General features: G+C 53.4%; 14 protein-coding genes. 9 read left to right on the top strand and 5 right to left on the bottom strand.

Going from position 1 to position 14416, the window contains the following annotated elements:
* The first annotated feature begins 137 nt into the window (after positions 1–137).
* The 3 genes from LOS79_RS33075 to LOS79_RS18110 all read left to right on the top strand — a co-directional run bounded on the left by LOS79_RS33075 (position 138) and on the right by LOS79_RS18110 (position 4063).
* Positions 138–1064 (top strand): collagen-like triple helix repeat-containing protein, encoded by a 927-nt coding sequence (locus LOS79_RS33075; RefSeq protein ID WP_397386660.1) that lies wholly within the window; start codon positions 138–140, stop codon positions 1062–1064.
* Between the two features lie 207 nt (positions 1065–1271).
* Positions 1272–1868 carry a TetR/AcrR family transcriptional regulator gene (locus LOS79_RS18115; protein ID WP_315411459.1) on the top strand — a complete coding sequence of 199 codons (597 nt, stop codon included), beginning with the start codon at positions 1272–1274 and terminating at the stop codon, positions 1866–1868.
* 98 nt (positions 1869–1966) lie between these two features.
* Entirely contained in the window at positions 1967–4063 is a 2097-nt protein-coding gene (locus LOS79_RS18110) for a YhgE/Pip domain-containing protein (protein WP_315411458.1), read from the top strand.
* Between the two features lie 113 nt (positions 4064–4176).
* Here the strand turns inward: LOS79_RS18110 and LOS79_RS18105 are convergent, their stop codons facing one another.
* Positions 4177–5109 (bottom strand): glycosyltransferase family 2 protein, encoded by a 933-nt coding sequence (locus LOS79_RS18105; protein WP_315411457.1) that lies wholly within the window; start codon positions 5107–5109, stop codon positions 4177–4179.
* 233 nt (positions 5110–5342) lie between these two features.
* Here LOS79_RS18105 and LOS79_RS18100 point away from each other — a divergent pair, with 233 nt between their 5' ends.
* From LOS79_RS18100 to LOS79_RS18090, 3 genes are all read left to right on the top strand, one after another.
* The gene (locus LOS79_RS18100) at positions 5343–6626 is read left to right on the top strand and encodes a glycosyltransferase family 4 protein (protein ID WP_315411456.1); all 1284 of its coding nucleotides are present in this window, start codon (positions 5343–5345) and stop codon (positions 6624–6626) included.
* Positions 6627–6968: 342 nt separating this feature from the next.
* Complete coding sequence (locus LOS79_RS18095; protein WP_315411455.1) at positions 6969–7691, top strand: DsbA family oxidoreductase; 723 nt, start codon at positions 6969–6971, stop codon at positions 7689–7691.
* 305 nt (positions 7692–7996) lie between these two features.
* Positions 7997–8548, top strand: a complete 552-nt coding sequence (locus LOS79_RS18090; protein WP_315411454.1) for a dihydrofolate reductase family protein — start codon at positions 7997–7999, stop codon at positions 8546–8548.
* Between the two features lie 104 nt (positions 8549–8652).
* Here LOS79_RS18090 and LOS79_RS18085 read toward each other — a convergent pair whose 3' ends face one another.
* From LOS79_RS18085 to LOS79_RS18070, 4 genes are read right to left on the bottom strand one after another with little or no spacing between them, the layout of a single operon-like run.
* Positions 8653–10401: an oleate hydratase gene (locus LOS79_RS18085; protein ID WP_315411453.1), complete on the bottom strand. Its 1749-nt coding sequence runs from the start codon at positions 10399–10401 to the stop codon at positions 8653–8655.
* A complete protein-coding gene (locus LOS79_RS18080; RefSeq protein ID WP_315411452.1) occupies positions 10398–10967 on the bottom strand; it encodes a TetR-like C-terminal domain-containing protein in 570 nt (189 codons plus the stop codon). The genes LOS79_RS18085 and LOS79_RS18080 overlap by 4 nt, the downstream gene beginning before the upstream one ends.
* Before the next feature lie 60 nt (positions 10968–11027).
* The gene (locus tag LOS79_RS18075; RefSeq protein ID WP_315411451.1) at positions 11028–11429 is read right to left on the bottom strand and encodes a hypothetical protein; all 402 of its coding nucleotides are present in this window, start codon (positions 11427–11429) and stop codon (positions 11028–11030) included.
* A 23-nt stretch (positions 11430–11452) separates the two neighbouring features.
* Positions 11453–11977 carry a hypothetical protein gene (locus tag LOS79_RS18070; protein ID WP_315411450.1) on the bottom strand — a complete coding sequence of 175 codons (525 nt, stop codon included), beginning with the start codon at positions 11975–11977 and terminating at the stop codon, positions 11453–11455.
* A 325-nt stretch (positions 11978–12302) separates the two neighbouring features.
* Between LOS79_RS18070 and LOS79_RS18065 the strand changes: the two genes are divergently transcribed.
* The 3 genes from LOS79_RS18065 to LOS79_RS18055 are packed head-to-tail and all read left to right on the top strand — an operon-like array spanning position 12303 to position 14407.
* Entirely contained in the window at positions 12303–12968 is a 666-nt protein-coding gene (locus LOS79_RS18065; protein WP_315411449.1) for an amino acid ABC transporter permease, read from the top strand.
* Positions 12949–13626 carry an amino acid ABC transporter permease gene (locus LOS79_RS18060; protein ID WP_315411448.1) on the top strand — a complete coding sequence of 226 codons (678 nt, stop codon included), beginning with the start codon at positions 12949–12951 and terminating at the stop codon, positions 13624–13626. Before LOS79_RS18065 ends, LOS79_RS18060 begins: the two co-directional genes overlap by 20 nt.
* Before the next feature lie 22 nt (positions 13627–13648).
* Entirely contained in the window at positions 13649–14407 is a 759-nt protein-coding gene (locus tag LOS79_RS18055) for an amino acid ABC transporter ATP-binding protein (RefSeq protein ID WP_315411447.1), read from the top strand.
* The last annotated feature ends 9 nt before the right edge of the window (positions 14408–14416 follow it).

The raw sequence follows: 14416 nt of genomic DNA, 5'->3' as shown, positions 1-14416 counted from the left end.
AAGTCTCTGGAAAATTCAACCGGTATAACGTGCATGACCATAAGTATAAGTACAAAAAAAGAAAGCTGCGAAAAGTATATCTTGGGCCAGGGCCCCGTGGATCTATATCTTTAAAGGTATTATTGGACGCTAATGGAATGGCTGGAGCGCAAGGCCTGCCGGGGTTCACCGGAGCGACGGGAGCGCAAGGCCTGCAGGGATTGGCCGGAGCGACGGGAGCACAAGGCGTACAGGGGGTAACCGGAGCCACCGGGGTGACCGGAACGCCGGGTCTGCAAGGTTTTACCGGAGCCACCGGGGCAACTGGAGCGCCAGGTCTGCAAGGTTTTACCGGAGCCACCGGGGCAACCGGAGCGCCGGGTCCGCAAGGTTTTACCGGAGCCACCGGGGCGACCGGAACGCCGGGTCTGCAAGGTTTTACCGGAGCCACCGGGGCGACCGGAACGCCGGGTCTGCAAGGTTTTACCGGAGCCACCGGGGCAACTGGAGCGCCGGGTCTGCAAGGTTTTACCGGAGCAACTGGAGCCACCGGGGCAACCGGAGCGCAGAGTTCGTCCGCAAGTGTTATTATGACTACCAGTCTGGGAAACATAGAAACGGTTATTAGTCCAAATGAAGGCAGCGGGAACAATCAGGCGTTAGGAGCCATTGCTTTTGGCGGTGACTTGGATGTGGAGGCGCTGCAAAATGTCGCAGCATACGTAATACAGGTTGGAGCAGGGACCGGACAGTTTCAAATGGCTGTTTTAGAAAATTTAACCGTATCTACCGCAGAGGTGGTTGCAGTGACCAATATTGCAACTACGATTACAGGAGGATTGTTTAGCCTGCCCCTTGTAAATTCGGTAAATATTTTAGCCGGCGTCATCTATTATCTGGTTGTGTGGAATCAGGTGAACGCCTCCCTGCTGGGAGCAAAGATTGCTGGAATCGGTACTGTTGCAGATGCCCCGCCGATTAATTTCAGAGTACAAAATCTGCCTGCCGGGTTTACAATCGGCCAAATCATTAATATCAGTGATGTCAGTCTGCAAAGGACACCGTGGCTCAGCGCTATGAGATAAGAACGATCTCTTACCGCCTCCGCGATTCATTGTTTCTTCAGGAGGCGGAAATATTTTTTTTGATGAAAGAACAGAAATAAAATGTATTTATATCTGCAACAGCTTAAAAATAGATAAAATTTTCATTAAAATATTGTCTTCTTCCTGCAGACATGTTAAATTGATTTGTGACCGAGTGACCGAAAACATAATTTAGTCAATTATGGGATGAGCAAGAAAGGAGTGTTGTCCGTGTCCATTGACCGCAAGGCGTTGATTCTGCAGGCGGCAACCCTGTCATTTGTGCAATTCGGCTATAAAGCTACGACCATGGATCAGGTGTCCCGGATTGCCAATGTAGGCAAAGGAACGATTTATACCTTTTTCAAAACGAAGGAAGAGCTGTTCGAGGAAATTCTGGACAAGGCTACGCAGGAGCTGATGTCTGTGATGAACCATGTGGCTGCGCAGCAAACAACCTTTATGCATAAGCTGTTTGATCTGCTGGATTCGATTCTGGAATTCCGCAGCGACCATGAGCTGTTCGTGAAGCTGGCCCAGGAAGTGCGGGATATCGGGACGGTCCAGGCGCTGGAGGGTGTGAAGCGGATGGAGGCGTATGCGCTGGACTTCCTGCGGCAGCAGATTGAAGGGGCTATAGCGGACGGGGAAGTTAAGCCCTGTGATCCGGATGTTGCGGCGTTTATGATCCTGCGGCTGTACCTGGCACTGACTACGGAATGGAATAAATCCCATGAGCCGCTGGACAAAAACCGGATTAAGGAGCATATGATTCTGTTCATTTCAGCGGGGATTTTGCTGTAAGTGAGGGTTCAAGCCTGAAAAGGCTATTTTTTTCCGGCATTTATGATTGGATATTGAAAGTTTTCATGCATTTACAACAAGAGAGGGAAGGTGCAGCAATGAGAGCCATTACAGTGTTCCTGAAGGATTTGAAAATATTGGTGAGTAAGCCGATGCTGCTGCTCACTTTGCTCGGTGTTGCGGCGCTGCCTATGCTGTACAGCGGCTTCCTTGTGGAAGGCTCCTGGGACCCTTACGGCAATACAGGCAAGCTGCCTGTAGCAGTGGTCAATCTCGATAAAGGCGCAGAGTATGAAGGCAAATCGATGCAGGCAGGCAAGGATTTCGTCGAGGAGCTGAAGGATAACAGTGATTTCAAATGGGAGTTCGTGGATGCCGCTGCGGCCCAGGAAGGAATGTCCCACAATCATTACTACATGACAATTACGATTCCCGCTGACTTCTCGGAGAACGCTACTACCTTGGCCCAGGCGCAGCCGGTGCAGGCGGAAATCCTGTATGAGCCGAACAGCGGTTATAACTTTGTGGCCGGACAGATCGGCAGCAGTGCAGTGAATAAGCTGAAGTCCAAGCTGTCCGCGCAGATCACTGAAGCCTATACGCGCAGCATGTTCGAGCAGGTGGATACGATCTCCGCCGGTCTTGGCGATGCCAGCAGCGGGGCAACCAAGCTCACGGATGGGGCCGGCAAGCTAACGGACGGGCTGGCTACCCTGAAGACCAATCTGAATAAGCTGGCCGGCAGAACCACGGAGCTGAAGAGCGGCCTGAAGCTGCTGTACAGCGGCGCGGACAGCCTGAATCAGGGCACAGGCACACTGACGCAGAGCACTGCGGACTTGGCCGGGGGCCTGGGCCGGCTGGTGCAGGCCGGACAGCAGCTGCAGGACGGCGCTGTGAAGTCGCAGAGCGGGGCCGCGCAGCTGGAGCAGGGGCTGCTGGCTGCCGAGGCCGGCAGCAGCCAGCTGAAGGACGGGCTGACGGCCTCCGAGGCAGCCAGCGGCCAGCTGGCCGCCGGGGCGCAGCAGGTGGCCGGGGGGCTTGAGCAGCTGCTCGCGCAGACGCCGGGCCTGGCGGAGAGCGAGCAGTTCCAGCAGCTGCTGGCGGCCAGCCAGCAGGTTGCGGCAGGCAGCGAGCAGCTGCATAGCGGGCAGGCGCAGCTGCTCGCCGGCAGCACTAAGCTCGCTGAAGGGCAGGCGCAGCTGCATGATGGTGCAGCTGCGCTGGCGGCAGGCGGCACGAAGCTGGCCGCCGGACTGGACGAGTTCGGCAGCAAGCTGAACGAGGCCTCGGCCGGAGGCGGCAAGCTGGCTGCCGGAGCAGCTGCTCTGAATAAGGGGGCCGCGCAGCTGGAGCAAGGCTTGACGAAGCTGTCCGGAGGTCTGGACGGACTCTCGGATGGAGCCGGGAAGCTGACCGCGGGAGCCGTGGAGCTGAAGGACGGAGCCGGCAAGCTCACGGACGGCAGCGGGGAGCTGGCGCAGAAGCTGAGCAATGCTGCCGCTGAGACCTCTGATGTGGCCTCCGGGGATGGCACGGTGAATATGTTCGCCGAGCCGGTGAAGCTGGTCGAGAAGACGGACTATAAACTGGACCATTACGGGCTGGGCATTGCGCCTTACTTCCTGTCACTGGCCTTGTTTATGGGCGCTCTAGTATTTACTACAGTGTTCTCCCTGCGTGAATCGAATGTGCCCGGGGCTTCGCCGATGGGCAGATTCGCCAGCCGTACGCTGACCTTTGTAATGGTCAGCATCATCCAGTCGGTCCTTGCCGACCTTGTATTATTGTATGGCCTTAAGCTTACGGTGCAGAGCATACCGCTCTTCTATCTGTTCACGCTGATTGCCAGCCTCACCTTTACGCTGATTGTCCAGGCGCTGGTAACCTGGCTGGATAATCCGGGGCGCTTCCTCGCGATTGTACTGATGATCTTCCAGCTTACTTCGAGTGCAGGCACCTTCCCGCTTGAGCTGCTTCCGCAGTGGATGCAGAAGGTGAACCCTTGGCTGCCTATGACACATAGTATTGTGGGCTTCAAAGCGATCATCGCCAGCGGGGATTACAGCTTAATGGGACAACAGATTCTCTATCTGCTGGGTTATGCGGTGATCTTCCTGTTCCTGACGTTCCTGTATTTCCTGCGTCAGACCGAACAGGCCAGACCCGCCCCGCCAAAGGAGCAACTGGTGTGAGCTGTTATTATCCGCTTTAGCAGCAATTCAGTTTACACAAAAAGAAGCCGCAGGACAGCGCAGGAGCTGGCTTGCGGCTTCTTTCTATTTGCATGGGAGTATCTGGCGGCAGCTTAGTCCAGCATGAATTCCCTGTATTTGTTCTTGCGGGGGTTCAGTACGAAGAGAATACCGCTGGTGTAGCCGGAGACGGCATTGAAGTTTCGTTTCAGGGTCGACTTTACGGTTAAATAGCTCAGGGTCCAGAGCAGTGCGGCATAATTAATAACCGGGGCCTTGCGCAGATTAAGCAGGTAATAATGATTGACGGCAGTAGCCCGGGCTACCCGGCCTGCCTTGTCACGTGAGCTGGGGGATTCGTGATGGGTAATTCTCAGCTCAGGGTTAATGACCAGCTTGCCATATTTGCCGGCCAGTTGGCACATATAAATATCGTCAGCTACCGCGTAGCTGGTCATCCAGGGGTAGGGCTTCATATCCTGCAGTGCGAAACGGCGGAAGGACATATTGCAGCCATGGAAAAAATCGGTCTCAAACGTCTGCTCCGTGTCACCCCACAGCAGCAGTGAGCCGGCCAGGGTGCTTGCCGATAATCTGCCTGGTGAAGCCGACATCTGGCAGGTCAGCCTGCCGAGCAGCCTGCCGGATTTGCTGGTGGTGAGGCCCTTGGCGATACCGCCTACCCCGACAATAGAAGGATCGGAGTCATAGGTATCCAGCAGCCGGCGGATATAGCGCGGATCATCCAGCTCGGCATCATCATCGAAGCTGAGGAGAATCTCCCCGTCTACCAGTCCCAGCGCTTCATAGCGGGAGAGCCAGACACCCGGTTTGGTTTTGCGGTAGTAGCGGAGATCAGCCTGGGGCAGACGTCCCAGTTCCTTGCGGAAATGCTCCAGCTCATGCGCTTCAAGCCCGCCGTCATCTACAATCAGAAGTTCAATCGAGATTTCCTCCAGCCCAGTCTGCCTGCCGATGGACTCAATGCACAAGGTCAAATCGCCCACCCGGTTGCGCGTGGGAATTACTATAGACAGATCATGCATGACGCTGGCTCCTTCCGGGACGTCTTCTTAACCCGTCCGTTGTTGTTACGATTCCAAGGCACGAATAGTACATGTTGCTCTAATTTTACTCCCCCGTAAGTAGGCCGTATATACCACTTTCGTTTACTTTTATTTAATACGATTGCGAATATAATATGGATAAAATCAAGCACGTTTTTCTACCGTTTATAGTTATTCAGGGTTGTTCTGCAGATACTAAGGAGGCGGCTCAAATGCATGTCGGAATCTTTATGCATACCAATTACTTTGAAGATTTCTTCGTAAAAGGTCTGGGTTTGAATGAAGAGGAATACGTAAATTCGTATCATAATGATTTTTCTTTCGACTATGCGCGCCTGCTGCAGACCAAAGGAATCCGCACAACCATCTATAATTTTACGAGAACCGGCAATACGGTCCGCACCTACCAGCACGGGGTAGTGGACTGTACCATCAAGTTTATTCCGGTCGGCCTGCTGTATAAAGGGTATTTAGCAATTCCCTTTTCACACCGGACACCAATCGGCAAATTCATTTCCCAATATATATCCACCGTCAACAGCGACTTGACTGACATTCTGCGCAGTGATGGAATCAGCGTGATTTATGCGCAGGAATATGCTTCCGGGCGCTTTGAACGGCTGGCTGGTGCGGCGAGGAAGCTTGGTATCCCGATTATTGCTGCGTATCACGGAGGCAGCATCCACAAATGGATTCTGCCGATCAAGAAGCGCACTCTGCACAGGGCGGCATTCATGACCACGCTCAACGAGGATGAGCAGCGAAGCATGGTGCAGCATTTCCCGCGGCTTGCGGAACGGATCCGTCTGCTGCCGAATTTCGTGAATTCGGCGGTTTTTTATCCGCGTGAGCGGACAGAAGCGGTGGCTGCAGCCGGTCTGGATCCTGAATGCAGATATCTGATTACGGTCGGCCGGCTGTTCGAGCATCAGAAGGGCCATTCCCTGCTGGTTGAAGCTGCGGAGCAATTGAAGCGGTATTCGGAGCTGAGAATTCTCATCGCCGGCGGCGGTCCGGATGAACACAGCCTTAAGGAGCTCATTAAGGAGAAGGGGCTGGAGGACCGGATTATCCTGCTGGGAACGATCCGTGATAAGGAGATGCTGGCCCGTTATTATAATGCATCCGAGTTATTCGTGCTGCCTTCACGTTACGAAGGGCTGCCGCTGGTCATTCTGGAGGCGGGAGCCTGCGGTCTTCCGACGGTCGCATTCAATGTAATGGGAGTCAGAGGGCTGGTGCGCCACGGGGTGAGCGGACTGCTGGCCGAGGATCTTGCACCCGGGAAGCTTGCTGCCGCGCTGGAGATGCTGCTGGAGAACCCGGCACTATGCCGGGAGATGGGGGAAGCTGCACTGCGGATTGTCCGCTCCGAGTATTCCGAGGAGATCATCGGAGCGAGACTCTACAATCTGCTGCAGGAGAGCCTGGGGCTTGCGGTATCTCCGCCGGTCTATAGTGACGGGTATGCGCCGGAAGCCAGCGCCCGGCTGTAAGCATCTGGGCGCAGCATGTGCGGCTATTGTCCGGAGCTTGCACCCGGACCCGGCACAGCAGAGCAGCATTACAGGGTAGAGAGGTACCGGCGGAGGCCGTGCAGCAGCAGAGAGTCTGTTATCTGCAGAAGCACGGTCATTTCCTTTGCCGGAGAGAGGCTCGTCTGCACCGCAGCGTAAGGCTGCAAGCATTGCGGGTGACGCAATCACGATGCCGGAAAGTTTGTTTGTAATTTTCGGTTTTTAACTATATAATAGTAAGTGACGTATGAGAATTGAAATTATGATCAATGGATGTGCAGTTTCAAAGACTGCGAATACTACAGTTCAGGAGGAATTTCCATGAGAATTGATATATGGTCTGATTATGCCTGCCCCTTCTGCTATATCGGCAAAAGACGGCTGGAGCACGCGCTGAGCCAATTCCCGGACCGGGATCAGGTGGAGGTGGTATTCCGCAGCTTCCAGCTTGATCCGAATGCCCGTACCGATGAGACGCGGGATATCCATGAGATTCTGGCCGCCAAATACGGGATGACCCGCGAGAAGGCCCAGGCGATGAATGCCCAGCTGGCTGAACAGGCCCAGGGTGTGGGGCTGGAATTTAACTTCGATACGGTTCAGTCCACGAATACGTTTGACGGACACCGTCTGAGCCACTACGCAGCCAGTGAGGGCAAGGCCCCGCAAATGACGGAGCGTCTGCTGCGCGCCTACTTCACGGATACGCAGAATCTCGGTGACCGCAAGGTGCTGGCGGAGCTGGCCGCCGAAGCGGGACTGGATCAGGAAGCTGTCACAGCAATGCTGGAGAGTGACGCTTATAGTGCCCAGGTGGACGCGGACATTGAAGCAGCCCGGCAGCTGAATGTCACCGGTGTGCCGTTCTTCGTCTTTAATAATAAATACGCGGTGTCCGGCGCACAGCCGGGTCCGGTATTCACTGAAGTGCTGGATACGGTGTGGGCCGAGGAGCAGAGCAAGCCTGCACTTCAGGTCGTAGGCAAAACGCAGGCTGCGGCTGACAAAGCTGACGGCTGCGATGACGGCTCCTGCAGCATCTGATTCAGCTGTCTCCCGGCATATCCGCTGGATAAGGCCGCCGGAGTCTGGTGAGAAGAAACAATATATTGCTGAGCAGGACACAGATACCCCTGACTGCATGGACATACTCCATGCGGCGGGGGTGTTTTTGCGCTGATAACTAATCGTGCAGTGGCGGGAGGAGCCATTCAGATTTGTTTATTCCGCATTCCTCCGCTAAACTGAGGTTGAATTCAGCAGGGCCGGGTAGAGCACATTAGCATTAGTAATTCATGAGAAACTGGTCCTGCTCTGGGATGATTAGACTAGATCTGAGGAGGCTGCTCATGGGACATGTAATCCTGCAGATGAATGTGACACTGGACGGTTATTGTGACCACACGCAGGTAATAGCAGATGAGGAACTCCACCAGTATACGGAGGAGCTGATGGATCAGGCTGACGGCCTGCTCTTTGGACGCAAGATTTACCAGCTGATGGAGAGTGCCTGGCCGGCCATTGCCGGCAGCGGGAGCGGACCGCAATTCATGGTTGACTTCGCACGCAAGCTCGACCGGAAGCCGAAGTACGTTTTCTCGCGGACGCTGGATCATGTGTCATGGCAGAACTCTTTTTTGTTAAAGGGGCCTGTATCAGAGGAAGTGCAGCAGCTCACGGCAGAAGGCAAGAAGCTGATCGTTAACGGCGGTCCCGGACTTGGTTCCACTCTGGCAGAGCTGGGCTTGGTGGATGAATATCATTTCCTGGTACAGCCAATCTTAGCCGGAAGCGGCCCGCGGTTGCTGGGGGGAATCCGTGACCGGCTGAATTTGCAGCTGAGCGGAACTAAGACGTTTGGCTCCGGTGTGGTGGTGCTCCGCTACAGGGCTGTCCGTTAACCGGGCGCCTGTCCGCTTGAAAGGATTCCATAGCTCTGCACTGTAAAGAAAGCAGCTGGTCTGGAGACCGGCTGCTTTCTTTGACTAAAGGGCATATTACAATATTATCTGAAAGAAGTCACAAGACTTGAGAACAGCGTACGTACATCATGCTGGTATTCCTTGATCGGCTCCACCGGACGGTTAATGCCGAAGAGCGTATAGACAGCAATCCGCGCTGCGCGGACCGAATATTCTTCCGTGAAGACGACATCATCCGGAATCTCGCAGTACTGGCCGATAAATGCCAGGTTGGTGGAGCCTTCAGGCACGACCTGCGGCCGGTCGCTGTTCAGCCGCGGCATGAACTGGGAGGTGATGTACGGCATCATGCACGGGATACAGTTGGCGGTCGCCATAATTTCTTCCTTATGCGCTTCGAAATGCAGATGGCCTAGCAGCTCCTCCATAATCTCTTCGCCGGTACAGTCGCACATTCTCTTGTGCACATAATCTCCGATCTTATCCGGGTATAGTCCGTAGCCCCAGAACACTTTGACATGCTCCGGCTGGTTGCGGAAATGCGGCTGGAAGGCCAGCACGACAGACATCAGCCAGCTGGAATCCTTGAAGGTGACCAGGGCGCCGGTTCCGGCCCGGTTGCGGGTAAAGTTCTCCATGAGGTCGAAGAACTTCGAGTCCTGGAATGTCACTGTGAAGGATTCCCACTTGGATTCATCCACATGATCGTCGAAGGAGGAAGGATTGCCGAGACCCGGCTTCTTCGCGGCGATATTCTCCCAGAGCTTCCACGAGCTGCCCTTGCCGTTCAGGCGCGGTGCGGAGGTCATCGAGCCGAGGCTTGAGCCTTCGGTCATCGAGCCATTGGTGATGATGACGCGGTCGCCTTCTTTTACCTCAATTACATCTTCCACGCCTTGGCGCAGAACCTTCAGCTTCGTTACCGTAATGCCGTCGCCTTCCTTGAACTCCAGATCGGTAACCGTACATTTCAAGGTGAAATCTACGCCAAGCGGCTCCAGATACTGATGCAGCGGCATAATAATCGAGTCATATTGATTGTATGGTGTGCGGGTTACGCCTTCGAGCGTCTGAATTCTAGGGAATTCATGAATGAAGCGCAGCATATAACGTTTCAGCTCAACCGCGCTGTGCCAAGGCTGGAAGGCGAAGGTGGTTGCCCACATGTACCAGAAATTCGTGGTGAAAAAATGCGGCCCGAACCAGTCATTGATCCGTGCTTTGCCCATTTTGGCCTCAGGAGTAATGATCAGCTTGCCTAGAGCGAGCCGGTCTGCCATATCGAAGCCCATTGAATTGACATCCTGAATCTCACCCTTGCTGTCAACAAGACGGGCCTTGGAGCGGGTTGGATTGGCATCATCAAACTGGGTAATTTCCTCCCGCAGCGTCAGCCCCGGCTGATCAATGGACGGTATTGTATTTAAAAGCTCCCACAGGTTCTCATAAGTTTCGTCATTGAGCATCCGGCCGCCGCGGATCACATAGCCATGCTCCTCATTGCCTGCACCGTCATTGCTGCCGCCGAGAATCTTCATCTCTTCGATAATGTGAATGTTCTGTCCGGGAAAACCGCAGTCTCTGACGAGGTATGCCGCACCTGCAAGGGACGCAATTCCTCCGCCGACAAAATACACCTGCTCGTTACCGTACTCTTTTTTCACTGATGGTCGCCTCCATAGGTTTGCTTGATTGCTGTACCTGAACCGAGTGTAATCTAGCCCGGATCTGAAGGGTATAATCAAAAGTCCGCGAGTGTATGAAATTTGGTCACTTACGGCAATGTGTAAAAAAAACCACAAATTAAAAAAGCCATGACCCCGGAGGATCACGACAGTTTGCGTTCGTATTGGTGCAGCGCCCTCAGGAAATTTCCCTCAATCAGTACGCTGAGCTTCTCAATCATATGCTTCGGCTGCTCCTTCATGCCGTCCCGCATCCACTGGATTACAAGTCCGGTGAAGGCCAGCGTATAGAAGCCTGCGATAAACCGCTTATCCTCCATACTGACCTCCATCCCGGCAGCCAGTTCTTGAAGCACCCCCATGATCAGATCATTGGTCACTTCGTACAGATACGCATCGAGATGCGCCCGTCCGAGGGAATCCAGGGTGTTGAAGCAGAACGCCTTATTTCGCTCAATATAGCAGAATATCCGGTAGAATCCGTCCGTCCATGTGCTGTAGCTGCGGTACTCGGCAATACTCTCCACCGCTTCAGTCTTATAGATCCAGCCCAGCAGCTCAAAGATATCCTGGAAATGATAATAAAAGGTCTGCCTGTTCACTCCGCAGTCGTCCACCAGATGCTTGACGGAGATTTTGTTCAGCGGGGTATGCGCCATCAGGTCTTTCAGGGAACGGGCCAGCGCATTTTTGGTCAGAAGAGAATTGGACATTGGATCATCAGCTCCTCTTGTAAGCCCGGGCGGCGGGGGCAGTGTATGCAGTGTATACATTCAGACCCGGTGTTTGCGTAAATACCTTACCAGCCGGAGGACAGCTTCCACGATTAATCCGAGAACGAAGCCGCCCGCCGTGAATAGGGCAAAAGTAAGAAAGCCCGCGAGATCCTCCCAGCCCGACATATCGCGGTAAGTATAGATGTACATCAGAATGATGCCCAGGACAAGCCCGGCAGTTGAGAACATCCACACGAGCCGGGCGCCGAGCCAGCCGAAGCAGCTGATGATCCCGGAGAATACGAGAGCAAGGACAGCCCAGCGTACCAGGAGTGTAAGACTGAAGGGACTTCCAAGCAGTACGAACCGGTGCAGCACCAGCAGCAGCCATACAATCAACGCATAACCGGGATACCACGCGAACCAGCGGCTGTTCCGGGCAGGAGGCAGGAAGTTCATGAACCATTCACCCCGTTTGTGATTTAGACCTCTTCGAGCTCCCCGGCACTCTGCAGCAGAAACTGCAGGAGATTCGGAAGATCCTCCATTTGGTCTTCGGTAATTTGCCGTTTGAACTGCAGTTCTATGCAGCAGTTATAAGTATCATTGCCTTGCCCGTAGCGGAAGCTGAGGGATTGCACAGGCTGGAAATCCGGTCCCCATATAGAGATCAGCAGCTTCTCAATGGCCGGGCACTGCTCATTGACATCCTCAATCTCCATATAAAAGCGTAACAAAAGAATACAGCCGGGATTCGCGCCCGGTGCTGCCAGAATCTCCTCGCTCAGCTCCTTCACGGAGGATTTCAGCACAATCTCGGAAGTCACATTATGGCCTTCAGTCAGCTTGAACGCGAGGCTGAATTCCCGGGACATCAGCGCGAGGTCCAGCACATCGCTGCGGTCTGTCACCATAAGTATTCCATCCAGGTTATCGTAGTCGTAAATCTGGTTCTCCAAAGCAATTTTGATATTGTCAAAGACAGTAGGATGGAACAATAGCGGCACCTTCTCACGTTTACTTATGTTTACTTGTATTGTACCATGCCTCCGAAAAGTGTGAAATTTAATAAAACATAGTTGACAACTAGGTATTATGTGAATAAGATGATTACCACAGTATGTGAGGTTTTTGTAAGAATTTTAATAATTCTCTTAGACAATCGTACATAAACCTATACTGCTGTTGCTTGTTTCTATAACCATGAGCATGAACCAGGCGCACAAGCAAAAGGGGATTTGTCATTTGTTAAACGGGGTTATCGTATGCGAATTATTAGTATTGCATATGTGTGAGCGATATTTATTTACAGGCAAAGGATTGTGAACCGGAATGAATTTGGATTGGGAGTTTATCGCGGAGAGCCTGCCCCTCTACGGTGATGCAATGTGGCTGACGGTAAAGCTGGCGTTCTGGGCGATTGTGTTCTCGCTTGTGCTGGGCCTGATCTTCAGTATTGTTCTGTACTATAAGGTGCGCGGGCTTAGCTTGATTATTCAGGCTTACATCGAGCTGTCGAGAAATACGCCTCTGCTGGTGCAGTTATTTTTCCTATACTATGGTCTGCCCAAGGTTGGCCTCAAGATGAGTGAAGTAACCTGTGCCATCGTTGGCTTAACGTTCCTGGGGGGAAGCTATATGACGGAGGCTTTCCGCAGCGGTATGGAGGCTGTAAGCAAGCCGCAGGTAGAGTCGGGTCTGAGCATCGGATTATCCAGAACCCAGCTGGCCAGATATGTTATTCTTCCGCAGGCCTTTGCTATCAGTATTCCTTCGCTTGGCGCGAATGTGATATTCCTCCTGAAGGAAACGTCGATTGTCGGAGCGATCGCGCTGATGGATCTGATGAATGTGGCGAAGGATCTGATCGGCATGCATTACAAAACAGCGGAATCGCTGCTGCTGCTGGTATTAGCCTATCTGATTCTGGTGCTGCCTCTGTCCATTGTGCTGAGCTGGCTGGAAAGGAAGGTAAGATATGCAGAATTCGGGAATTGAAGTGCTGTTTGAAGGCTCGAATTTGGAGCGTTTGCTGGGCGGCCTGCTGGTCACCATTGAAATCTCCTTCGTATCGATTGTAATCGGGACGGTGCTGGGTGTTCTGATGGGGCTGCTCCGGACGCTGAACCTGAAGCCGCTGCAGGCAGTGCTCCGGCTGTACCTGGAGGCATTCCGGATTATCCCGATTCTGGTCTGGCTCTACGTTGTACATTTCAGCTTCACTCCGCTGTTAAATATCGATATTAGCGGCGAAGCAACCTCCATTCTGGTCTTCAGCCTGTGGGGGGCAGCCGAGATCGGGGATATTGTGCGGGGGGCGCTGCAGTCCATGCCGAAGCATCAGGAGGAGTCGGGGGCTGCACTGGGCCTCAGCCGGATTCAGCTGTACCGGTACATTCTGATTCCGCAGGCTATCCGCAGAATGGTGCCCGGTGCGATTAACCTGGCTACCCGGATGATCAAGACAACCTCGCTGGTTGTGCTGATAGGAGTCATAGAGGTCGTGAAGATCGGGCAGCAGATTATCGAGCTTGGGGTGATCAAGGCACCGAACGCTTCGTTCTGGGTGTATGGATTCATTTTCATCCTGTATTTCGCAGTATGCTTTCCATTATCCCGTTTTTCCAGAAGAGTTGAACGCAGATGGCAGAATTAGCATATAGGAAGGAACGGTGAGCATGACAAATACCAGCGAATTATTGCTTGAGATTAAGGATCTGCAGAAAAGCTTCGGTGACCGTCTGGTTCTGGACGGTATTGACCTGCAGGTGTCTAGGGGGGAAGTGACCGTTATTCTTGGCCCCTCCGGCTGCGGAAAAAGCACCCTCCTGCGATGTCTTAACGGGCTGGAGCCTGTGCAGGGAGGAAAGATTGGCTACCGTGGACAGGATCTGGCCCGGCCGGATACGGATTGGCGGGAGATCAGGCAGCATATCGGGATGGTTTTTCAGAATTATGAGTTGTTCCCGCATATGACCGTGCTTGATAATATTCTGCTTGGACCGCTTAAAGTGCAAAAGAGAGAAGCGAAGGAGGCGCAGCAGCAGGCTGAACAGTTACTGGACCGCGTTGGACTGCTTGACCGCAAGGATGCCTATCCCCGGCAGCTGTCCGGAGGACAGAAGCAGCGGATTGCAATTGTCCGGGCGCTGTGTATGAACCCTGAGATTATGCTGTTCGATGAAGTAACGGCTTCGCTTGATCCTGAGATGGTCCGTGAAGTGCTGGATGTCATTCTCGGGCTTGCCGGACAAGGCATGACTATGATTATTGTTACCCATGAAATGGGCTTTGCAAAGTCTGTAGGTGACCGGATTGTGTTTATGGATCAAGGAAGGATTTGCGAGACCGCGGAGCCGCAGCAGTTTTTCACCCACCCGTCCACAGAGCGTGCCCAGCACTTTCTGGATATATTTCAGTACCAAACAAATTCATAGAAAACAGGG

Origin of the sequence: Paenibacillus sp. MMS20-IR301 (assembly GCF_032302195.1) — a bacterium.
GTDB lineage: Bacteria > Bacillota > Bacilli > Paenibacillales > Paenibacillaceae > Paenibacillus_AQ.
Note: the sequence above shows the minus strand (reverse complement) of the source record. Positions and strands in the feature narration are given on the sequence as shown.